This window comes from Pseudomonas sp. Van50 (assembly GCF_055390755.1).
Map to the genome: position 1 here is coordinate 3,384,265 of NZ_AP024343.1, position 23,025 is coordinate 3,407,289.

Genomic DNA, 23,025 nt, shown 5'->3' on the forward strand with positions numbered 1-23,025 from the left:
GCCATCGGCGCGCGGGGCGCCGATAGTGACCAAGAATGCAATCCGGCTCAAGCAAGAATGCGTTTGACCTTGTCCCGCAATTGATCGATGGAGAAGGGTTTGCCGATCACCGACATGCCTTCAGGCACATCGATACTTTCGGCATAGCCGCTGGCAAACAGCACCGGCAGCTGCGGCCGCTCGAGTCGAGCCTGCTTGGCCAATTCGCGTCCGTCCATTACTGGCAGGCCGACGTCGGTCATCATCAGGGCGATCTCCTGCTGGTGGTCGCGCAAAAACCTCAGCGCCTGCTCACAACCGTCCGCCTCCAGCACCTGGTACTCCAGTTCTTCCAGCACGTCGACGATCAACATCCGCACAATGTCATCGTCTTCGACTACCAGGATGGTGGGCTGGGTGGCGGCAGGGGTGGTGGGCATAGTCGACATTCTCGAAAGATGGGAGCGGGAGGGGCACGGAAAAAAAAGGTCTCATTCATGAGTAAGTGCCAAGGCGGCACAAGTTCCCTGGGTTGTACAAGAAAGGATCTATAGTACAAGAGCTGACAAGGATAGTCGCTTCCCTGCTACAAGACGGATTGCCGTGGGATTTGCGTCTTTGACTTGTCAGAAAATGTGGATCCACGCGCGGTTTTTCGGGCAAACTCCACCGATTTCAACTGTCCACCAAGGCCCTCTCCATGACTCCTTCGTCTTCGGTCGACGAGCAAAGCTTTCGCAAACTCCTGAGCCGCAATATCAGCCTGCCGTTGGGCATGGGCGCCCTCAGCGCGGTGTTTTTCATCATCCTTATCACGTACCTGCTGTCGGTAATCCAGTGGGTCGGCCATACCGACAGGGTGATCAATAACGCCAACGAAGCGTTCAAGCTGAGCGTGGACCTGGAAACCGGCATGCGCGGCTACCTGTTGAGTGGTGACGAGCACTTCCTCGACCCCTATGAAGTGGCCAAGCCACGGATTGCCGTGACGTTGGAAACATTGTTGGAATTGACAGCCGATAACCCCGTCCAGACCGACCGCCTGCACAAGATCCAGGCACTCCAGACGGAGTGGGCCAATTACGCCCAAAGCATGATCGACCTGCAACGCACCAGCGGCGATTACCGGGGCGCGGTGAAGGCCGGGCGCGGTAAGCGCCTGACCGACGAAATTCGCCAGTCCTTCGAAGAAGTCGTCGAGACCGAGCAACAATTGCGTGCGGCCCGCAATCAGGATGTGCGCACCACGACCGTCTGGAGCATTGCCCTTTACCTGTTGTTTGTCGCAGCGGTCAGCGGGCTGCTGGCCTACGTCGGTCGCCGGGATCTGTTGAGCCTGTCCGAAAGCTACAGCGCCAGCCTGAAAGTCCAGCAACGCAGCGCTTTGCACCTGGAGAAGCAGGCCTGGCTGCGTAACGGCCAGACGCAACTGGCCGAGCAGGTCCTGGGCCAACTGTCGCTGAACCTGTTGGGTCGCAACATCCTGCAGTTCTGTGCGAAGTACCTGGGCGTCGCTGTCGCTGCGCTGTATGCGCGGGAAGAAAATGGTGTCCTCAGGCGCGTCGCCACCTACGGGCTGTCCCGGGAGGATGAAGAACAACAGCAGGTGATCTTCGCCGGCGAAGGTATTGCTGGCCAGGCCGTGCAGCAGGGGCGTCTTATCCGTCTGGACGATGTACCGGACGATTATCTGAAAGTCAGCTCCGGGCTGGGGCAAGGCCTGCCCAACAGCGTGCTGGTGGTGCCCACCAGTGACGATGACCGGATCAACGGTGTCATCGAACTGGGTTTCCTGCGGCCATTGACCGAGCGTGACGTCGAGCTGCTGGAACTGATCGCCGGCAATATCGGCACCTCCATCGAAGCGGCCCGTTATCGCCAGCGCCTGCAGGAGGTCCTGGCCGAAACCCAGCAGTTGAACGAAGAGTTGCAAGTCCAGCAGGAAGAGCTCAAGACCGCCAACGAAGAGTTGGAAGAACAGTCGCGCATCCTCAAGGAGTCCCAGGCCCACCTGGAAGCCCAGCAACAGGAACTGGAGCAGACCAACGAGCAATTGGCCGAGCAGCGCGACGCCATGGACCAGAAGAACAGCGAATTGAACCTGGCCCAGATCCAGTTGCAGGAGCGCGCCGAAGAGCTGCAGCGCTCGAGCAAGTACAAGTCCGAGTTCCTGGCCAATATGTCCCACGAGTTGCGCACGCCGCTCAACAGCTCGCTGATCCTGTCCAAGCTGCTGGCGGAGAACCCACAGCACAACCTCAGCGAGGAACAGGTCAAGTTTGCCGAGTCGATCTACTCCGCCGGCAACGACCTGCTGAACCTGATCAACGACATTCTCGACATCTCCAAGGTCGAGGCCGGAAAGCTGGAAGTGCGTCCGGAAAACACCAGTGTGCAGCGTCTGGTGGAAGGGCTGCAGGATATGTTCAAGCCGTTGGCGGCGGACAAGGGCCTGAATTTCGAGGTCCAGGTGCTGTCCGATGCGCCGGCGATGCTCTACACCGACCGCCAGCGCTTGGAGCAGGTGATCAAGAACCTGCTGTCCAACGCCGTGAAATTCACCGAGCAAGGTTCCGTCAGCCTGTCCGTGGCCGGTCAGCCAGGCTCGGGCATCGCGTTCATGGTGCGGGACTCCGGGATCGGCATCGCCGTCGATCAACAGCAAAGCATTTTCGAGGCGTTCCGCCAGGCCGATGGCACCACCAACCGTCGCTACGGCGGCACCGGCCTGGGGTTGTCGATTTCCCGGGACCTGGCCATGTTGCTGGGCGGCTCGATTTCGGTCTCCAGCGAGCCGGGGCAGGGCAGTGTGTTTACGCTGGTATTGCCTGAGCGGTATGTCGAGCCCGGTGACACGCCGATAGCGCCGATGACCTTCATCCCGACGGCCACCGCGCCGGCGCCTGTCGCGCCCCAGGCCGCACCGGCGCCGCTGGTCGCCGAGGTGGACACGCCGATTGCCCGCTTCGCCGACGACCGCGACAAGGCGCCGTTCGATACCCGGTGCATCCTGGTGATCGAAGATGAGCCCAAGTTCGCCCGGATTCTGTTCGACCTGGCCCACGAGCTCGGTTACCAGTGCCTGGTGGCCCACGGCGCCGACGAAGGCTTCGACCTGGCTTTGCAACTGGCTCCCGACGCGATCCTGCTGGACATGCGCCTGCCGGACCATTCCGGGCTGACGGTGTTGCAGCGGCTCAAGGAGCAGGCCGAAACCCGGCACATCCCGGTGCACGTGATTTCCGTCGAAGACCGTGTCGAAGCCGCCATGCACATGGGCGCCATCGGCTACGCCGTCAAGCCGACCACCCGCGAAGAACTCAAGGACGTGTTCGCCCGCCTGGAGGCCAAGCTGACCCAGAAGGTCAAGCGGGTGCTGCTGGTGGAGGACGATGATCTGCAGCGCGACAGTATTACCCGCCTGATCGGCGACGATGACATCGAGATCACCGCCGTTGGCTTGGCCCAGCAGGCCCTGGACCTGCTGCGGACCAATGTCTACGACTGCATGATCATCGACCTCAAGTTGCCGGACATGCTCGGCAATGACCTGCTCAAGCGCATGTCCAGCGAAGACATCTGTTCCTTTCCGCCGGTGATCGTCTACACCGGGCGCAACCTGACGCGGGACGAAGAAGCCGAACTGCGTAAGTATTCACGCTCGATCATCATCAAGGGCGCCCGTTCGCCAGAGCGCTTGCTGGACGAGGTGACACTCTTTCTGCACAAAGTCGAATCCCGGTTGTCCCATGAACGACAGCGGATGCTCAAGACCGCCCGCAGCCGCGACAAGGTGTTCGAAGGCCGCAAGGTGCTGTTGGTGGACGACGATGTGCGCAACATCTTTGCCCTGACCAGCGCCCTGGAGGCGAAGGGGGCGATCGTGGTCATCGGCCGTAATGGCTTGGAGGCGATCGATCGCCTGAATGAATTCGACGACATCGACCTGGTGCTGATGGATGTGATGATGCCGGAGATGGACGGTTTCGAAGCCACCACGCTGATCCGCAAGGATCCGCGCTGGCGCAAGCTGCCGATCATCGCCGTGACGGCCAAGGCCATGAAGGACGATCAGGAGCGCTGCCTGGCGGCGGGTTCCAATGACTACCTGGCCAAGCCGATCGATCTGGATCGTCTGTTCTCGCTGATTCGCGTGTGGTTGCCGAATATGGAAAGAATTTAGTGGAACGTGACACTGACATTGAACTTCGTTTGTTGATCGAAGCGATTTACCTCAAGTACAGCTACGATTTTCGCGATTATTCCGGGGCCTCCATCAAGCGCCGGGTCCACCATGCGTTGAGCCAGTTCGAGTGCAAGACCATTTCGGCCTTGCAGGAGCGCGTGCTGCACGACTCGGGTGTATTCATGCAGTTGCTGCAACTGCTGACGATCCCCGTCAGTGAGATGTTTCGTGACCCCTCGCATTTCCTGGCGATACGCGAGGAAGTCGTACCACTGCTCAGGACGTACCCCTCGATCAAGATCTGGATCGCCGGGTGCAGCACGGGAGAGGAAGTCTACTCCATGGCGATCCTGCTGCGAGAAGAAGGCCTGCTGGACCGCACATTGATCTACGCCACCGATATCAATCCGCGCTCCTTGGAAAAAGCCAAGCAGGGCATTTTCTCCCTGGAAAACGTGCGCACCTATACGCAGAACTACCAGAACGCTGGAGGACGGCGATCGTTTGCCGATTACTACACAGCCGCCTACGATTACGCGATGTTCGATAAAACCCTGTGCGAGAACGTGACCTTTGCCGATCACAGCTTGGCGACCGACAGTGTTTTTTCAGAAACTCAATTAATTTCGTGTCGCAATGTATTGATATATTTCAATAAAAAGCTGCAAGATCGTGCGTTTGGACTGTTCCATGAGTCCCTTTGTCACCGTGGTTTCCTGGTATTGGGCAGTAAGGAGACACTGGATTTTTCGGCTTACGGTCATCGATTCGAGCCGTTGGTCAAACAGGAACGGATCTATCGCAAGTTATGAATCAGACCAAGGACAGATCCAACCCGCCCATCGAGGCCATTGTCGTCGGTGCATCGGCCGGCGGCGTCGAAGCGTTGCTCAGGGTATTCGGACACCTGCGCAAAGGTTTCGGCCTGCCCATCCTGGTGGTATTGCATTTGCCGAATGAGCGCGACAGCCAACTGGCCTCCGTGCTCGGCCATCGCCTGGCGGTGCCGGTGGAGGAGGCCCGGGACAAACTGGACATCGCACCGGGTACCTTGTACGTCGCCACGCCCGGCTATCACTTGTCGGTCGAGGCCGACCGTTGCCTGTCGTTGAGCCTGGAGGAGCCCGTACATCATTCGCGACCGTCCATCGACGTTCTGTTCGAGTCGGCCGCCGATGTCTACGGCGAGAAGTTGCTGGCTGTGGTAATGACCGGTGCCAATGGCGATGGCGCCCGGGGCCTGGCGAAGGTCAGGGCGCTGGGTGGCATCACCGTGGTCCAGGATCCCGCTGAAGCCCAGGTCGCGACCATGCCCGAAGCGGCGCTGGCCCTGCATGAGCCCGACCATATCCTTACTTTGCAAGGCATCGGCCAATTGCTGGCCGGGCTGGAATGAACCACATGCCAAAAGATGTTCAAGCCAAACTGCTGATCGTCGACGATCTGCCCGAGAATCTGTTGGCCCTGGAAGCGTTGATCAGGGGGCCAGACCGCGAGGTCTTCAAGGCCCTGTCGGCGGACGAAGCACTGTCCCTGCTGCTGCAACACGACTTTGCCCTGGCCATCATCGATGTGCAGATGCCCGAGATGAACGGTTTTGGGCTGGCCGAGCTGATGCGCGGCACGGAGAAGACCCGCAGCATCCCGATCATTTTCGTCAGCGCCGCCGGTCGTGAACGCAACTATGCCTTCACCGGTTATGAAACCGGCGCGGTGGACTTCCTGCACAAACCGCTGGACACCCAGGCCGTCAAGAGCAAGGTCAATGTGTTCGTCGAGCTGTATCGCCAGCGCAAGGCCATGAAGGAGCAAGTCGTGGCCCTCGAGCAGAGCCAGCGGGAACAGGAGGTCCTGTTGCAGCAGCTGGAAACCACCCGCGGCGAGCTGGAGCAAGCGGTGCGTATGCGTGACGACTTCATGTCCATTGTCGCTCACGAGGTGCGCACCCCCCTCAATGGCCTCATTCTCGAGACCCAACTGCGCAAGATGCACCTGGCCCGGGACAATGCCGCGGCCTTCAGCCTGGACAAGGTGCGGGCAATGGTCGAGCGTGACGAGCGCCAGATCAAGAGCCTGATCCGGCTGATCGAGGACATGCTGGATGTGTCGCGGATTCGTACCGGCAAGCTGTCGATCCGTCCGACCCGTTTCAACTTGACGGCACTGGTGGAAAACCTGCTGCGCAACTTCCAGCCGCAGTTTGCCATCGCCGAGTGCTCATTGACCTGCCTGGCCGAGCCTGCGGTGGAGGGGCAGTGGGATGAGTTTCGCATCGAACAAGTGGTGTCGAACCTGTTGACCAATGCGCTGCGCTACGGTGGCAAGAGCCCGATCGAAGTGCGCGTCTACAAGACGCCCGAGCATGCCTGCATCGAGGTCCGGGACCACGGCATCGGCATCAGCGAGGAGAACCAGAAACGTATCTTCCAGCAGTTCGAGCGCGTATCGTCCAAGGCGGCCGCTTCAGGCCTGGGGCTGGGGCTGTTCATTTCCGAGCAGATCGTCACGGCCCATGGCGGGACGATCACGGTCGACAGTCGTCTCCATGAAGGGGCGTTGTTTCGTGTTTGCCTGCCCTTGCAGAAAACTGTCTTGGACAAAACCGCCGAACAGACGCAACCTCTGAGAGACCCTAAGGTCGTATCAGCAGCTATTGATCGAACAAAGGCTTCTCATGAGTGAAGATGCGCAAGATGTTGTATTGATCGTCGAGGATGACCCGTCGATCCTGATGGTGCTGTCGGCCTACCTGTCGGGCGAGGGATATCGGGTGTTGCAGGCCGAAAACGGTGACCAGGCGTTCGAGATCCTGGCGAGCAAGCCGCATCTGGACATGATGATTACCGACTTCCGCCTGCCGGGCGGTATTTCCGGGGTGCAGATCGCCGAGCCTGCGGTCAAGCTGCGGCCCGAACTGAAGGTCATTTTCATCAGTGGCTACGCGCAGGAAGTGCGCGACACCGATAGCCCCATTACCCGCAAGGCCCCGATCCTGGATAAACCGTTCGACCTGGATGAACTGCAGGCAATCATGCAAAAAATGTTGTCGTAAGCCTGTGGGTGCATGGTGGGCCTGTGGCGAGCTTAAGGTCCGGTTTACCTCAGACCTTGATCATCTCCCGCACCTTGGCCGTCAACAAATCAAACGTGAACGGCTTGGTGATCATCTGCATCCCCGGGTCAAGGAAGCCGCCGCGTACCGCCGCATGCTCGGCGTAGCCGGTGATGAACAGCACCCGCAGGTCCGGGCGCACCTGCCGGCCGATTTCCGCCAGTTGCCGACCATTCATGCCGGGCAGGCCTACGTCGCTGATCAGCAGGTCGATGCGTTGGCCTGACTCGAGGATCGGGACCGCGCCATTGGCGTCGGCCGCTTCCACAAAGGCATAACCCAGTTCACTCAACACCGCGCTCACCAGCACCCGCACCGCCGGATCGTCCTCGACGATCAGCACGGTTTCGCCGTCCTGCGCATACGGCGCATGCTGGGTGGTGACCTGGGGCTCGTGGACTTCTTCACCGCGAAAGCGCGGCAGGTACAAGTTCACGGTGGTGCCTTTGTCGACTTCGCTGTCGATGGTCACATGACCACGCGATTGCTTGCTGAAGCCATAGATCATCGACAGGCCCAGCCCGGTGCCCTGGCCGATCGGCTTGGTGGTGAAAAACGGGTCGAAAGCGCGGCCGATCACCGCTTCGGGCATGCCATAACCGGTGTCCTGCACGCTCAGCACCACATAGTCGCCGGGCTCCAGGTTGGTGTAGGCATCGGTGAAGTCGGCGTCCAGGTGTCGGTTGCAAGTCTGCACCACCAGGTTTCCGCCGTTGGGCATGGCATCCCGAGCGTTGAGCACCAGGTTGAGCAGGGCGCTTTCCAGTTGGTTGGGGTCGGCCTCGGCGACCCAGAGCTGTTCGTCCAATTGCATGTCCAGGCGAATGCTTTCGTTGAGGCTGCGTTGCAGCAGCTCGCCCATGGACAGCACCAGCGTATTCATCTGGACGGCCTTGGAGTCCAGCGATTGCCGTCGGGAAAACGCCAGCAGGCGATGGGTCAGGCCGGCGGCGCGGTTGGCCGAGGTCACGCCCAGGTCGATCAGGCTGTCCAGGTCCTCGGTACGGCCGCGGGCCAGGCGCCGGCGCAGCAGTTCGAGGCTGCCGATGATCCCGGTGAGCATGTTGTTGAAGTCGTGGGCGATACCGCCGGTCAACTGACCTACCGCTTCCATTTTTTGCGACTGGCGCAGGGCCTCTTCGTTGTGACGCAACTGGGCGGTACGTTCTTCTACCTGCTGCTCGAGGGTTTCAAGGGTGGTCTGCAGGCGCAGTTCACTGTTGCTGAGGTCGATCAGGCGGTCGCGGGCTTCGTACTGCCTTCGACGACCCCGCAGGGCGGTGGTCACCAGGCTGATCAGGGTCACCGGATGGAAAGGACGCTCGAGGAAGGTCACGTTGCCCAATTGCGTACCGATACGGGCCGCCGGGTTCTGTTCCGGCCCGCCGTGATGGGTCAACAAGACAATGGGCAGGTCGGACCAGGTTGGCTGCTGTTCGATTTGCTGGAACAGCGTTTCCAGGTCGGGCCCTACCAAAGCCTCCGAAGAAATCACCAGCAGGCCGGCACCGCTTTCCAACTCTTCGCACAAATGGTCCAGGTGGCGGCAGATGAGGCCGGCAAAACCGGCTTCATTGAGGATCATCAAGGCGATCTGGCTGTCCCGTCCCAGCGGCGCGAGGATCAGCGCCCGCTCGGACAGGGGCTCGGCCAGCGTCACCGGTGTTCATCCTTGAGCAGCGGGTTGCTCTCGCCCATGTAGGTGGGGACCCCGCGCAAGACGCCCTGGAACGCCTCCAGTGGCTCGCCGATGGTCATTCCCACGCCGCTGATGCGGTATTCGCGGATGGTCGACTCGTGGCTGCCGGTACGTTTCTTGATGATGGAGATCGCCCGGCGAACCTTGCCCAGTGCTTCGAAATAACGCAACAGAATCACCGTATCGGCCAGGTAAGTAATGTCCACGGGCGCTTGCATGTCGCCGACCAGACCGTGCTGTGCAACGGTCATGAAGGTCGCCGCGCCCTTGCGGTTGAGATAGAGCAGCAATTCATGCATGTGCAGTACCAGGGCGTTCTCTTCCGGCATGGCCGCCTGATAGCCGTTGATACTGTCGATGACCACGGTCTTGATGTTGCCCTCATCGACGCAACGGCGCACGCGGTGGGAGAACTCGCCGGGGGACAACTCGGCGGCGTCGACCTGTTCGATCAGCAGGTTGCCGGTCTCTAGGAGGGCCTGCAGATCAATGCCGATGTTTTTCATGCGCTCGAACAGCAAGCCCAGCTCTTCATCGAAGATGAACAGTGCGGCTTTCTCGCCGCGATGCACGGCGGCTGCGGCAAAAATCAGCGCGATCAGCGACTTGCCGGTACCCGCCGGGCCCAGGATCAAGGTACTGGACCCCGTCTCGATACCGCCCCCCAGCAGCGCATCCATTTCGCCGATGCCGCTGGAGAGTTGCTGGCGCAGGTACTGCCCACGGTGTTCGGCGGCGACCAGGCGCGGGAAGACGTGCACGCCGTCGCCCATGATGGTGAAGTCATGGTAACCGCCGCGGTATTTCTGCCCTCGATACTTGACCACCCGGATCCGCCGCCGTTCGGCGCCGTAGTTGGGGGTCAGTTCTTCCAGGCGCACCACCCCGTGGGCAACGCTGTGTACGGTCTTGTCCAGGGACTCGGTGGTCAGGTCGTCGAGCAACAGGACCGTGGCGTCGTAGCGCACGAAATAATGCTTGATCGCCAGGATCTGCCGACGATAGCGCAGGGAGCTTTGCGCCAACAGGCGGATCTCCGACAGGCTGTCGAGCACGACCCGGGTCGGCTTGACCCGTTCGACCACTTCGAAAATCTGCTTCGTCGCTTCGCCCAGTTCCAGGTCCGAGGAATACAGCAGGCTCTGTTGGTGCTCGGCATTGAGCAGGCTTTCGGGCGGGGTCAGCTCGAAAATATGAATATTGTCATCCAGCGTCCACCCGTGGGAGGCCGCGCCCTGACGCAGTTCACGCTCGGTTTCCGATAGCGTGATGTACAACGAGCGCTCGCCAGCCTTGGCGCCGGCTAACAGAAAATGCAACGCGACCGTGGTCTTACCAGTCCCGGGTTCGCCCTCGAGCAGGAACACATGGCCGCGGGACAAACCACCGGAGAGGATATCGTCCAGTCCCTCGATGCCGGTGGCGGCTTTTGCACTGATCAACTCGTTAGATGTAGACAAAAATAGCCCTCTCATGACTAGGGAAGTGGGCAGCAGGCGGGGTAACGCCTGAAATCGACTGCCTGAACACTTGACCTTTGGCGGTGATGGCGGTTCCGCTTACATCGATAAAACGCGGTGTACTGCACAAACTTTGTAGGTGCTGTCGAGCGAAGCGAGGCTGAAGGCAATTGAGTGATCGCAGCTTTCGGCAGCTCCTACAGGCCCTGTTGCAGCGTCGGGTCATCGGGGTTCAACTGTTCCAATTGCGCCAACAGGATCTGCACATTCTGCAACTGACCGGTTTCCTTCCAATAGTTGATCAGCAACACCCGGGCCTTGCGGTCGGCGGGGTAGCGCTGGACGATTTCCTGCAACTGCTTCTGCGCGGCTTCCACTTCCTGTTCGGCATGCAAGGTGGTCGCCAGGTCATAGCGGTAATGCCGGTTCTCGGGTTCCAGTTCCACGGCTTTTGCCAGACCGAGCACCGCATACTCGCTCTGGCCGTGTTGCAGCAGCCACATGCCCAGCGCATGTTGCAGATAAGCCGACGGTGGCTGGGTTTGCAACTGTCGGGCGAGCAATTGTCGTGCGGCTTCGCCCTGGCCTTGTTTGTCCAGCACTTCGATCTGCATGACCAGCGCCGGGAGATTGTCCGGTTGCAGGCGCAAGGCCTGCTCAAGGGCCAATTGGGCTTTCTTCAATTCGGCGTTGTGCAGGTGCAGCCGGGCGAGCTGGTAGTGGGTGTCCGCGGTTTTCGGACCGTCCTCGAGCACCTGCTCCCAGGTATCGATGGCGATCTGCATTGCGCCGAAATACAAGCCGAGGTCATCCGGCGAGAGGCCCAGCAGGGCATTCACGGCGGCGAACCGGACATTCGGGTCGTCATCATCCAGCAGTGGGCCGAGCAACAGGCTGCGCTGGCCCGTCGGCACCAGCCCGACGATGCTGCCGATGGCGGCCCGACGCACGTCCGGTGATTCGCTGTGCAGGTCCGCGTCCGCCAGTTTCAGGGCTTGCGGGCTGGGGTAGTTGGGCAGTTCGGCGTGCAGCCACACACGGCGCTTGGGTGAGAGGTCTGGACGCCCCAATTGCTGGTAAAGCATGCGTGCCGCCCCCGGCTGTCCGTTGCGGGCGCTTTCCAAGGCTTCACTGTAACCACGCTTGATCGCTTCGGGGATTTGCGGCGTGGTGCTGCGTAGCCATAGCGCGACAAGACCGATCAACAACAGGACACAGAGGCTGAGGAGCAGATAGCGGCGGCGAGGCGAGGGCATGCAGGGAATCCATTACCAGAAGCGTGAAATGTCGCAAGCTTCGGTCAGGTGGCGGCTTGAGTCAAACCTTGTAACAGCGGTAGCGGACCTGCGGGAGCGAGCTTGCTCGCGATGGCGTCGGATCAGCGATATCGATATTGACTGACCCACCGCCATCGCGAGCAAGCTCGGCTCCCACACTGGAATGGAGGGGAGACACAAACCCTATACCCACCCGAGCCTCCTGTGGGAGCGAGCTTGCTCGCGATGGCGTCGGATCAGCGATATCGATATTGACTGACCCACCCCCATCGCGAGCAAGCTCGGCTCCCACACTGGAATGGAGGGGAGACACAAACCCTGTACCCACCCGAGCCCCCTGTGGGAGCGAGCTCGCTCGCGATGGCGTCGGATCAGCGATATCGATATTGACTGACCCACCGCCATCGCGAGCAAGCTCGGCTCCCACACTGGAATGGAGGGGAGACACAAACCCTGTACCCACCCGAGCCCCCTGTGGGAGCGAGCTCGCTCGCGATGGCGGTTGAGCCGCCGACATCACCGCCAACTGACCCACCGCTATCGTGAGCAAGCTCGCTCCCACAATGGGATCTTTCATGGTGGGTGTGGGCGATAGGCAAAAAAAGCCCCGCGTCCAAATGAACGCGGGGCAAAGAATTGGTTGGTTGCGGCCAACCAAAGGAGCTCGGTTGAGCAGGGCGGGTCAGTTGCTGGCAACGGTTTCCGGTTGCCAGCCGCCACCCAGGGCCTTGTAGATCGCGACGATGCCGCGGTACAAGTCCACTTCGGCCTGGGCCTGGGTGTCTTCGGCGGCCAGGCGTTCACGTTGGGCATCGAGCAGCACGAGGAAGTCCACGGTGCCTTCGCGGTAGCGAATCTCGGCCAGGTCGGCGGCGGCGCGGCTCGATTCACTTTGGCGGATCAGCGAAATCAGCCGTTGCTGGCGCTTGCCGTAGTCACTGAAGGCGTTTTCCGATTCTTCCAGGGCCAGCAGCACTTGCTGTTCGTAAGTCGCCAGGGCGCCGTCCGCCTCGGCGTCGGCACCGCGCAAGCGCGCCCGCACGCTGCCCAGGTCGAAAGCGGCCCAGGTAATGCTCGGGCCCAGCGCCCAGGCATTGGCGGCCGAGGAACCGATCTGCGAACCGCGTCCAGCCGTGAAGCCGAGGAAACCGCTCAGGCTGACCCGCGGGAACAGATCGGCCTTGGCCACGCCGATGCGTGCCGTGGCGGCGGCCAGTTGGCGTTCGGCACTGAGAATGTCCGGGCGTCGTTGCAGCAGTTCACCCGGATCGCCGATGGGCAGGGCCTTGGCGATGGCCGGCAATTGTTTCGGGCTCAGGTCCACGCTGAGTTTGTCCGGGCGCTCGCCCAGCAACGTGGCGATGCGATTGCGTTGGCGTACCTGTTCGGCCTGCAGTTGCGGCACGCTGGCTTCTACAGACGCCAGGCGGGCATCGGCACGCACCACATCGAGCTGATCGCCGACGCCGGCATCACGCAGGCTTTCGGTGATCTTGCGCGAATCCTGCTGGTTCTTCAGGTTCGCCAAGGCGATCTTTTCCCGCAGTTGCGCGCCGCGCAATTGACCGTAGGCGTCTACCAGTTCGGCGATCATCGTCACCTGCAACTGATAGAGGTCGGCTTCGACCGCCTGCTGATCGGCATCGGTGGCTTCCAGGTTGCGCCGGATGCGTCCGAACAGGTCCAGCTCCCAGGCCATGTCCAGGCCCAGGTCGTAACGCTCGGTGTTGACCCGGTCGGTGGTCTGCCCGGGAATCTGGCCTTTGCCCAGGTCGCTGCTGGCCCGGCTGGTGATGGTTGGCATCACGTCATTGCTGGCGTCATCGCGAATCGCCCGGGCGGCACGCAAGCGGGCGAAGGCCACGCGCAACTCGCGGTTGCCATCCAGGGAGCGGGTCACCAACGCGTTGAGGGTCGGGTCGTCGAACTGCTGCCACCAGACGCCTTCGAAGCGGGCACGGTCGAAATTCTTCTGGCCGGCGGCACCGTCGGTGGCGGTGGTGATGTTCGCCGCCTCCGTGCGTGGTGCCTTGTAGTCCGGACCCACGGCGCAGGCGCTCAGCGCCAGGGCCAGCAAGCTCGGAACGAACGCTTTCAAACTCATTGTTGCGCCTCCAGTTTCAAAGCCCGGGCCGCCTTGCGGGCCTCGCTGCGCTCGACGAAGTTGCGGATCAGTACATAGAACACGGGGGTGAGCAGCAGACCGAAGAAGGTCACGCCGAGCATCCCGGAGAACACTGCCACACCCATGGCATGACGCATTTCCGCACCTGCGCCGCTGGAGAACACCAGGGGCACCACGCCCATGATGAAGGCGAAGGAGGTCATCAGGATCGGCCGCAGACGCAGGCGGCAGGCTTCGAGGACCGCCGCCAGCGGGTTCATGCCTTCGAGCTGTTTATCCTTGGCGAACTCGACGATCAGAATCGCGTTCTTGCAGGCAAGTCCCACCAGTACGATCAAGCCGATTTGGGTAAAGATGTTGTTGTCGCCACCGGAGAGAATCACCCCGGTAATCGCCGACAGCAGGGTCATCGGTACGATCAGGATCACCGCCAATGGCAGGCTCCAGCTTTCGTACTGTGCCGCGAGCACCAGGAACGCCAGCAGTACGCAGAGCGGGAACACGAACAGTGCGGTGTTGCCCGAGAGGATCTGCTGGTACGTCAGGTCGGTCCACTCGTACGTCATGCCGTTGGGCAGTTCGTCCTTGAGCAGTTTCTCGATGGCCTTTTCAGCCTGGCCGGAACTGTAGCCCGGGGCAGCGGCACCGTTGATTTCAGCGGTGATGAAGCCGTTGTAGTGCATCACACGGTCTGGCCCCGAGGTGTCGCTGACCTTGATGAAGGTCGCCAGCGGGATCATCTCGCCACGGTTGTTGCGCACCTTGAGCTGGCCGATCTGGTCCGATTCGAGACGGAACTGCTGCTCGGCCTGGACGTTGACCTGGTAGGTGCGACCGAAGCGGTTGAAGTCGTTGGCATACAGCGAACCCAGGTAGATCTGCAGGGTGTCGAAGATGTCGCTGACGGCCACGCCATGGGTCTTGGCTTTTTCACGGTCGATGGCGGCATCGACCTGGGGCACGTTCACGGTGTAGCTGGTGAACAACCCGGCCAGTTCCGGCACGCTGCGGCTCTTGGTGATGATGTTCATGGTTTCTTTGTACAGCTCGTCGTAGCCCAGGTTGCCCCGATCCTCGATTTGCAGGCGGAAACCACCGATGGTGCCCAGGCCCTGTACCGGCGGCGGCGGGAAGATCGCCATGTAGGCTTCCTGGATCTCCGAGTACTTGCCGTTCAAGGCACCGGCGATGGCGCCGGCCGACATGCTCGGGTCCTTGCGCTCGTCGAAGGGCTTGAGGGTCACGAACACGATGCCGGCGTTCGGGCTGTTGGTGAAACCGTTGATCGACAGGCCGGGGAAGGCCACGGCGCTTTCAACGCCTGGCTGCTTGAGGGCCAGGTCGGACATGCGCTTGATCACGTCTTCGGTGCGGTCCAGGCTCGAGGCGTCCGGCAGTTGGGCGAAGGCCACCAGGTATTGCTTGTCCTGGCCGGGCACGAAGCCGGTCGGGGTGGTGGAGAAGCCGAAGAACGTCAGCACCATCAGGCCGGCGTAGAGCACCAGGGCGATGCCGCTGCTGCGGATCACCCGAGCGACGGTGCCCACGTAGCCATGGCTGGCACGCTCGAAGAAGCGGTTGAACGGACGGAACAGCCAGCCACCGAACACCTTGTCCAGGAATTTGGAGAAACGGTCCTTGGGCGCGTCATGGCCCTTGAGCAGTACCGCGGCCAAGGCCGGCGACAGGGTCAGGGAGTTGATCGCCGAGATGACCGTGGAGATGGCAATGGTCAGGGCGAACTGTTTATAGAACTGACCGGTCAGGCCACTGATGAACGCCGCCGGAACGAAGACCGCGCACAGCACCAGGGCGGTGGCGATGATCGGGCCGGTCACTTCGCCCATGGCGCGCTTGGTCGCCTCCACGGGGGTGAGTCCCAGCTCGATGTTTCGCTCGACGTTCTCCACCACCACGATGGCGTCGTCCACCACGATACCGATCGCCAGGACCAGGCCGAACAGCGACAGGGCGTTCAACGAGAAGCCGAACAGGTGCATCACCGCGAACGTACCGATCAGCGAAACCGGCACCGCCACCAGGGGAATGATCGAGGCGCGCCAGGTCTGCAGGAACAGGATCACCACCAGCACCACGAGAATCAGGGCTTCGAACAGGGTGTGGACCACCGCTTCGATGGAACCCCGGACGAAGATCGTCGGGTCATAGACGATGCTGTAGTCCATCCCGGCCGGGAAGCCTTTCTTCAGCTCTTCCATCTTCTCGCGAACGTCGTTGGAGATCTGGATGGCGTTGGAGCCCGGACGCTGGAAGATCGGGATCGCCACAGCCGGCTGGTTGTCCAGCAACGAGCGCAGGGCGTATTGGCTGGAACCCAACTCGACCCGGGCGATGTCCTTCAGGCGCGTGATCTCGCCGTTGGCGCCGGAACGAATGATGATGTTCTCGAACTCTTCCTCATTCACCAGGCGACCCTGGGTATTGATCGACAACTGGAAGGATTGGGCATTGGGCGATGGCGGCGCCCCCAGGGCACCGGCCGCCACCTGGCGGTTCTGTTCACGGATCGCGGTGACCACGTCGGTGGCGGTCAGGTTGCGCGAGGCGGTCTTGTTCGGATCCAGCCAGACCCGCAGGGAGTAGTCACCCATGCCGAACAGTTGCACATCACCTACGCCGCCCAGGCGCGCCAGCTCATCCTTGATGTTGAGCAGGGCGTAGTTGGACAGGTAGAGCATGTCGTAGCGTTTGTCCGGCGAGGTCAAGTGCACGACCATGGTCAGGTCGGGCGATGCCTTGTCCACCGTGATACCGATCCGGGTCACTTCTTCCGGCAGTTTGGGCTCGGTCCGGGTGACGCGGTTCTGCACCTGCACCTGGGCGTTGTCCAGGTCGGTGCCCAGGGCGAAGGTGATGGTCAAGGTGATCTTGCCGTCAGCGGTGGACTGGGAGGACATGTACAGCATGTTCTCGACGCCGGTGATGGCTTGTTCCAGGGGCGCGGCCACGGTTTCGCCGATGACCTTGGGGTTGGCGCCGGGGAAGTTGGCGCGTACGACCACGGTCGGCGGCACGACTTCCGGGTATTCGCTGATCGGTAGCTGGAACAGCGAGATGGCGCCGGCGATCAGGATCAGCAGCGAAAGCACCGCTGCGAAGATCGGCCGCGAAATGAAGAACTGGGAAAATTTCATCTTGGATTCAGTCCCTTAACCGCGTGGGGTCGCAGCGGCCAGTTTGCCTGCCGAGCCTGACGCTGCCTTGGATGGCGCGACTTGGGGCAGGTTGCTGGCTTCGAGCGCTTTGCGTTGTTGTGCCAGGGCGGCAATGGTTTCGTCGCTGGACATCGGCACGGTTTCAGGCGTGACCGGTGCACCCGGACGAGCCCGTTGCAGCCCCTTGACGATGATGGTGTCGTCTTTGCTCAGGCCGCTGCGCACGATGCGCAGGCCTTCGATCTTCGGCCCCAACTCGACGGCGCGGTAGGCCGGCTTGTTGTCGGCGTCCATCACCAGCACGAATTTCTTGCCCAGGTCGGTGCCCACGGCTTCGTCGTTGATCAGCACCGCGGCGTAAGTGCCGCTGCCTACCAGCTTCAGGCGGGCGTACAGGCCTGGGGTGTAGGCGCCGTCCTTGTTGTCGAACACGGCGCGACCACGAATGGTGCCGGTCTGCGGGTTGACCTGGTTGTCGACGAAGTTCATCTGGCCCAGGTGCGGGTTGCCGTCCTCGTTGGACAGGCCCATGTAGACCGGCGTGGCCTGGCCGCGCTGGCCCTGGCGGGCGAGTTGGGTGTACTTGAGGAAAACACGCTCGTCGGCGTCGAAGTAGGCGTAGACCTTGTCGGTGGACACGACGCTGGTCAGCGGCGTGACGTCGGCGGTCACCAGGTTGCCGGCGGTGATGTCCGCCCGGCTGACGCGACCGCTGATGGGCGAGGTGACCCGGGTAAAGCTCAGGTTCAGTTTCGCCAGGTCCAACTGCGCCTGGATGGCGGCGGCGGCGGCACGGGCTTCCTGGGCGGCGCTGGTGCGCGAATCCGCCAACTCGGCGGAAATGGCGTTGCTCAAGCGCAGGCGCTCGCCACGCTGGGCTTCGTTCTCGCTGCGGGTCGCGGTGGCGCGGGCTTGAGCCAGTTGGGCTTCGAGACGACGGACTTCAGCCTGGAAGGGGCGTGGGTCGATCTGGAACAACAGGTCGCCTTTCTTGACCAGCGCGCCTTCGGTGAAGGCCACTTCGTCGATCTGCCCGGAAACCCGCGGGCGGATCTCGACGGTTTCTGGCGCCTCGAGGCGGCCGGTGAACTCATCCCATTCGTTGACGGGCTGCTCCAACACCTTGGCCACACTGACTTTGGCCGGCGGCATGGACGCTGCCGTGTCGGGAGTCTTGCCACAGGCGCTCATCACCAGCACCGCCAGCAGCGCGAGGGGAAAACGCAGTTTTGAAAGTGAATGTTCCATGGATAGCATCCGCCAATGTATTGAGAATGGGCGGATGATGCGTGGCGCAAGGCACAGGAACGAATCGAATGAAGCAAAGGTAACTATCATTCAGAATGATATAAGCCATCGATGAGGGCTCTAGTCCGGCTTCCCTCGCGACAGCCTACTGCGGCAAATAAAGGTCATGGACACGCTTGACGGTCCCATCCGCGCGAAGCGCTTCAACCGCGTCGCGCAAATGCTCGACCATTTCCGGTGAGCATTGCCTGGAGCAGGCCAGGTAAAGGTCGGCGTTGCTGCCAACCGAACTCATGAGCAGTTTGCGCTTGGACACCTTCGGCCAGATGTAACGACTCTCCGGCACCCCGTTGAACCAGGCATCGATGCGCCCCATCAACAGCATCTGGGCGGGATTGTCGCCGATGGCCAACGGATAAATTTGTTCATCGCTGAAGCCTTCGGTGCGCAGGATATCTTCCTGTGCGCTGCCCAGGCCGACGCCGATCTTGCGGTAGGTTTCTTTCGCTTGGGCGAAGCTGCTCACCCGCCGCTCGAGGCTGAAAAAGGCGCGCTCCATGGGCATGATCGAGGCGATCCAGGTGAAGCGATCCTCACGAGTGGGGATGCGCGACAGGGGGGTGATCAAGTGGTCATGTTCTTCGCTGACATGCTTTTGTGCCCGGGCCCAGGGAAGCACATGGACCTTTACGGTGTACCCGGCCCTGGTCATGGCCGCCACGGCGACATCGCCCACGATGCCGTGGCCCCTGGGGTCGTTGACGAAGGTCAGCGGTGGTGCGTCAGGAATGTGCAGTTCAATGACCGGAGGTTCAGCGCTCGCCTCATGGGTAGCCAGCAGTGGCAGTAACAGACAAAGCCGGTAAAGCGCTTTGGTTGAGGCGTTCAAAACGCGTGTGGTCGGGCTCATGGACGGATACTTCAGGCATTGAAAGTGGTGCGCCAATCCCGGCGTAAGGGCGGCCGGGAACAACGTCTACAGGCCAGCTTCTTTATAGGGTGCGGCGCATGATGCAGCGATTCAACAGGATTCGCCAGAACCGTTCCATCCCATCACGTCAGTGCCGCTGCCTTGGCCCGACTGTGCTTCTGAAGGTATAGATCATTTACTCGGCGCAAGCGGCTAATTTGGATGTGTACCTGCACGGCGGACCTCCGGTGCAAGATCCTGCCGCGAAAGTCCCGTCCGTTCCCGGCATCGGTTGGACACGGACTGTAGGGTTTTCTTGCTGCAAGCGCGGCGCTACGATGGCCCAACCTCACACGTTAAGAGGATTCTCGATGAGCCTTTCTCCGTTCCACCTGGCGATTCCGGTCTACGATCTTGCCGCCGCCCGTACCTTCTATGGTGAAGTGTTTGGCCTGGAAGAAGGCCGTTCCAGCAGCCAGTGGGTCGATTTCAATTTCTACGGTCACCAACTGGTGATTCATGAGCAACCCAAGACCGCTTCCCAGGAAAGCGCCCAGAGCAATCCGGTGGACGGGCACGATGTGCCGGTCCCGCACTTTGGCGTTGTTCTGGCTTGGGAGGTGTGGGAGGCACTGGCTGAACGATTGAGATCTTTCGGTACGGAGTTTGTGATTGAACCCTACGTCCGCTTCAAAGGGCAGGTTGGCGAGCAAGCCACGATGTTCCTGTTCGATCCGTGTGGCAATGCCCTTGAATTCAAGGCATTCAAGGATATGAGCCAGCTTTTTGCCAAATGATACGGATAAATCGGGAGCCCTTGTGGCGAGGGAGCAAGGCGCGGGTAACTGACGGACGGTTGTTTTGTGACTATATTCATCGGTGGTCACAAGTTGTCATCCCTCGCAGGGATGCGTAAGCTGCTTCCATGAATCAGCCAACAGCACCTTCGCCCAGCACTCGCGGCCCAGCCGACCATGACATTCGCGACCAGATTGTCGCGGCGGCCAACGAGCATTTCAGTCAATACGGCTACGCCAAGACCACCGTGTCTGACCTGGCCAAGGCCATTGGCTTTTCCAAGGCCTACATCTACAAGTTCTTCGATTCCAAGCAGGCGATTGGCGAGGCCATCTGTTCCAGCTGTCTTGCGAAGATCGTTGCGGCCGTGGAGGAGGCCATCAGCGAGGAAGGACTCTCTTCGACCGAGCGCTTTCGTCGCCTGGTCAAGACCCTGATTACCACGGGAATCGACCTGTTCTTCAATGATCGCAAGCTCTACGACATTGCCGCATTCTCCGCGTCGGAGCGCTGGCCCAGCTCCCAGGTGTATGACGCACGGATCAAGCAGTTCGTGGTGCAGGTCGTACGGGAAGGGCGCGAAAGCGGTGAATTCGAACGCAAGACACCCTTGGATGAAACCGTTGAAGCGATACACCTGACCCTTCGGCCTTTCGTCAATCCTCTATTGCTGCAGTACAGCCTCGATCATGTCGAGGTGGCGCCGACGCTCACCGCCAACCTCATCCTGCGTAGCCTGATGCCCTGAGCCACGGCTGCGCCGAGCAGCCGTCCCGCTTCGAAAACGTCTTCCTTGCATTCAGGTTGTACCTGACCGAGTGGTCTTTTTTTGTCTGTTGAGTGACTATTGACACAAATGGTCACATGAATAAGTATGGCGTCGACCTTCAAGTGATTCCTCTTGCGAGGCTTCTGCGGGTTCACGTTCAGGCCGTCGGAGGACGTCTAAATGACCAGTTTTGCTCAGGTGCTGGCGCAGTTCGATCCGAGCGTACCGTTCGTTGCTCCGGCCAATTGGCAGCAGGGTCGCACGATCTTCGGAGGGCTTTCGGCGGCGCTGTCGTTGGAGGCGGTTCTGCGCGAACGTCCACAGGGCTTTCCTCCGTTCAAGTCTGCGCAGGTGTCATTCATAGGTCCGGTCACGCAAGCCCAGACATTCGATACAAGCGTGTTGCGCGAAGGGCGATCCGTGACGTCTGTGTCTGTCGACTGCAAGTCGGGCGATGAGCTGGCGTTGCGCACGACCTTGCTGTTCGCTCAACCACGAGCCAGCAGGATTACCCATGAGGCGTGGGGATGTCCGTTGGTGGAGGAGGCGTCGCGGTACACCACGCTGGCGCTGGACAGCACCATTGCGCCTGCCTGCGCCTTCAACTTCGAAATGCGTCCCGCAGGTGGGTCACTGCCGGTGTCCGGGGCTACAAATCCCGAGTTACTGATGTGGGTTCGTCACCTGGATGCTCAGGGAGTGGACCCAGCGGTGGCGTTGATCGCCCTCGCTGACAGTCTGCCGCCGGCCGCGATGACTTGCTTCACAGAGCCGGCAGCCATCAGCTCGGCTTCCTGGACAATCGATCTGCCGCAGCCCGCCGTGGCCGGCGAGTGGTTTCTCATCAGCGCCTTCAGCCAGCAGGCTTCGGAGGGCTACTCCTTGCAAGATATGGAAATCTGGGACGAAAGCGGTCGGCGAGTGCTTTGGGCGCGCCAGACCGTGGCGATTTTTACCTAATAGAAAAACAAACCGTTCCATCTCCCCAGCAATTGTTCCTAGAGTCCTAATAATGAAAAGAATCTTGCTCAAGACCCCCATGAGTCTCGCCGTTGCGCTTGCAACGTCCCAAGTATTTGCCAGCGGCTTTGCGCTGAACGAACAAAGCATCAGTGGGATGGGCTCGGGTTTTGCCGGGCGGTCCTCTTCCGCTGAAGATGCCAGTACTGTCTTCGGTAACCCGGCGGGCATGTCTCGCTTGAAAAAAGAGCAGGTCAGCCTGGGCGCTGCGACGCTGTTTACCCAGAGCGATATCAGCCAGACCCGCAGCACTTTCGGTGGCCAAGAGGACGGTGACATGGTGCCGACCACCACGGTGCCAATGGGTTACTACGTCAAGCCGGTGGATGAGCATTGGGCTGTCGGCGTTGGTTTTTATGTGCCATTTGGTTTGATCACCGATTACGGCAGCGACTTTGCCGGGCGTTATTACGGCAACAAAAGCGAAGTGACGACGCTGACCTTCCAGCCTACCGTCAGCTATGCCTTCAACGACAAGGTGTCGATCGGGTTTGGTCCGACCATCAACCGTATCAGCGGTGAGATCTCCGGGATGGTGCCCAATCCCCTCAGCCCCGGCAGTAACGATGGCAAGCTCAAGAGCAATGGCGACGATACGGCGCTCGGCTTCAACGCCGGCATCCTGGTGCAGGCAACGGACCAGACTCGCCTGGGGCTGACTTACCACTCCAAGGTCAGTTACCACCTGGACGCCAAGTCCAAGCTCACCGGCGGCATTTTCAGCGTGTTGGGGGTAAGTGGCCGCAGCTATGACGCGTCATTGGACGTGGATACTCCGGAGTCCGTGGACATCTCGCTCACTCATCAGCTCAATGACGACTGGACGATGTACCTGGGAAGTACCTGGACGCGCTGGAGCCGCTTCAAGGAGTTGACCATCGAGAACTCCGGCCTGCCTGCGCTGCTGAGCGGCGCGTTGAGCACCGTCAGCGAAGAACAGAACTGGCATGACACCTGGGCCCATGCCATCGGTGCCGCGTATAAGCTCAACGATCAATGGGTCCTGCGCGCGGGCTTGTCGGTCGACCAGTCGCCCGCCAACAACACCAACCGTGGGCCTCGGATACCAACCGGCGACCGCACGGTACTCAGCTTCGGTGCCGGCTGGACGCCGGTGGAAGAGGTGACGATCGACGTGGCTTACTCCTACTTGCAGGAAGAGAGCGTGCGCATAAACGAAACCTCGTCGACCCGTGGCGCATACAGTTCCAAGTATCGGAACAGTGCCAGCGGTTTTGGTACTTCAGTCAGCTATCGCTTCTAACG

17 protein-coding genes are annotated in these 23,025 nt (G+C 60.9%); 9 read left to right on the plus strand and 8 right to left on the minus strand.

Features of this window, described 5'->3' with window-relative positions:
- Positions 1 to 47: 47 nt before the first annotated feature.
- Positions 48 to 428 (minus strand): response regulator, encoded by a 381-nt coding sequence (locus ACZ5M5_RS14385; protein WP_464739274.1) that lies wholly within the window; start codon positions 426 to 428, stop codon positions 48 to 50.
- Between the two features lie 251 nt (positions 429 to 679).
- Between ACZ5M5_RS14385 and ACZ5M5_RS14390 the strand changes: the two genes are divergently transcribed.
- From ACZ5M5_RS14390 to ACZ5M5_RS14410, 5 genes are read left to right on the plus strand one after another with little or no spacing between them, the layout of a single operon-like run.
- The gene (locus tag ACZ5M5_RS14390) at positions 680 to 4,162 is read left to right on the plus strand and encodes a response regulator (protein WP_464739275.1); all 3,483 of its coding nucleotides are present in this window, start codon (positions 680 to 682) and stop codon (positions 4,160 to 4,162) included.
- Positions 4,162 to 4,977, plus strand: a complete 816-nt coding sequence (locus ACZ5M5_RS14395; protein WP_464739378.1) for a CheR family methyltransferase — start codon at positions 4,162 to 4,164, stop codon at positions 4,975 to 4,977. Before ACZ5M5_RS14390 ends, ACZ5M5_RS14395 begins: the two co-directional genes overlap by 1 nt.
- The gene (locus ACZ5M5_RS14400; protein ID WP_060742524.1) at positions 4,974 to 5,561 is read left to right on the plus strand and encodes a chemotaxis protein CheB; all 588 of its coding nucleotides are present in this window, start codon (positions 4,974 to 4,976) and stop codon (positions 5,559 to 5,561) included. Before ACZ5M5_RS14395 ends, ACZ5M5_RS14400 begins: the two co-directional genes overlap by 4 nt.
- A gap of 5 nt (positions 5,562 to 5,566) precedes the next feature.
- Positions 5,567 to 6,847, plus strand: a complete 1,281-nt coding sequence (locus ACZ5M5_RS14405; RefSeq protein ID WP_464739276.1) for a hybrid sensor histidine kinase/response regulator — start codon at positions 5,567 to 5,569, stop codon at positions 6,845 to 6,847.
- A complete protein-coding gene (locus ACZ5M5_RS14410) occupies positions 6,840 to 7,217 on the plus strand; it encodes a response regulator (RefSeq protein WP_072405489.1) in 378 nt (125 codons plus the stop codon). The genes ACZ5M5_RS14405 and ACZ5M5_RS14410 overlap by 8 nt, the downstream gene beginning before the upstream one ends.
- Positions 7,218 to 7,266: 49 nt before the next feature.
- On the opposite strand, the gene ACZ5M5_RS14415 is transcribed toward ACZ5M5_RS14410, so the two are convergent.
- From ACZ5M5_RS14415 to ACZ5M5_RS14445, 7 genes are all read right to left on the minus strand, one after another.
- Positions 7,267 to 8,937: a response regulator gene (locus ACZ5M5_RS14415; protein ID WP_060742521.1), complete on the minus strand. Its 1,671-nt coding sequence runs from the start codon at positions 8,935 to 8,937 to the stop codon at positions 7,267 to 7,269.
- On the minus strand, positions 8,934 to 10,436 hold the full coding sequence (locus tag ACZ5M5_RS14420; RefSeq protein ID WP_060742520.1) for an ATPase domain-containing protein: 1,503 nt from the start codon (positions 10,434 to 10,436) through the stop codon (positions 8,934 to 8,936). Before ACZ5M5_RS14420 ends, ACZ5M5_RS14415 begins: the two co-directional genes overlap by 4 nt.
- Positions 10,437 to 10,633: 197 nt before the next feature.
- Positions 10,634 to 11,692, minus strand: a complete 1,059-nt coding sequence (locus ACZ5M5_RS14425; RefSeq protein ID WP_464739277.1) for a tetratricopeptide repeat protein — start codon at positions 11,690 to 11,692, stop codon at positions 10,634 to 10,636.
- 703 nt (positions 11,693 to 12,395) lie between these two features.
- Entirely contained in the window at positions 12,396 to 13,817 is a 1,422-nt protein-coding gene (locus ACZ5M5_RS14430; protein ID WP_464739278.1) for an efflux transporter outer membrane subunit, read from the minus strand.
- On the minus strand, positions 13,814 to 16,993 hold the full coding sequence (locus tag ACZ5M5_RS14435; protein ID WP_060742517.1) for an efflux RND transporter permease subunit: 3,180 nt from the start codon (positions 16,991 to 16,993) through the stop codon (positions 13,814 to 13,816). The genes ACZ5M5_RS14430 and ACZ5M5_RS14435 overlap by 4 nt, the downstream gene beginning before the upstream one ends.
- Positions 16,994 to 17,008: 15 nt before the next feature.
- Positions 17,009 to 18,262: a multidrug efflux RND transporter periplasmic adaptor subunit MexE gene (gene mexE / locus ACZ5M5_RS14440; protein WP_464739279.1), complete on the minus strand. Its 1,254-nt coding sequence runs from the start codon at positions 18,260 to 18,262 to the stop codon at positions 17,009 to 17,011.
- Positions 18,263 to 18,407: 145 nt separating this feature from the next.
- Positions 18,408 to 19,172, minus strand: a complete 765-nt coding sequence (locus ACZ5M5_RS14445; RefSeq protein ID WP_060742515.1) for a substrate-binding periplasmic protein — start codon at positions 19,170 to 19,172, stop codon at positions 18,408 to 18,410.
- Positions 19,173 to 19,543: 371 nt separating this feature from the next.
- Here ACZ5M5_RS14445 and ACZ5M5_RS14450 point away from each other — a divergent pair, with 371 nt between their 5' ends.
- The 4 genes from ACZ5M5_RS14450 to ACZ5M5_RS14465 all read left to right on the plus strand — a co-directional run bounded on the left by ACZ5M5_RS14450 (position 19,544) and on the right by ACZ5M5_RS14465 (position 23,023).
- Complete coding sequence (locus ACZ5M5_RS14450) at positions 19,544 to 19,969, plus strand: VOC family protein (protein WP_464739280.1); 426 nt, start codon at positions 19,544 to 19,546, stop codon at positions 19,967 to 19,969.
- A gap of 128 nt (positions 19,970 to 20,097) precedes the next feature.
- Entirely contained in the window at positions 20,098 to 20,718 is a 621-nt protein-coding gene (locus ACZ5M5_RS14455) for a TetR/AcrR family transcriptional regulator (protein WP_060742513.1), read from the plus strand.
- A 201-nt stretch (positions 20,719 to 20,919) separates the two neighbouring features.
- Positions 20,920 to 21,699 carry a thioesterase family protein gene (locus ACZ5M5_RS14460; protein ID WP_060742512.1) on the plus strand — a complete coding sequence of 260 codons (780 nt, stop codon included), beginning with the start codon at positions 20,920 to 20,922 and terminating at the stop codon, positions 21,697 to 21,699.
- 52 nt (positions 21,700 to 21,751) lie between these two features.
- Positions 21,752 to 23,023, plus strand: a complete 1,272-nt coding sequence (locus ACZ5M5_RS14465; RefSeq protein WP_103310060.1) for an OmpP1/FadL family transporter — start codon at positions 21,752 to 21,754, stop codon at positions 23,021 to 23,023.
- The last annotated feature ends 2 nt before the right edge of the window (positions 23,024 to 23,025 follow it).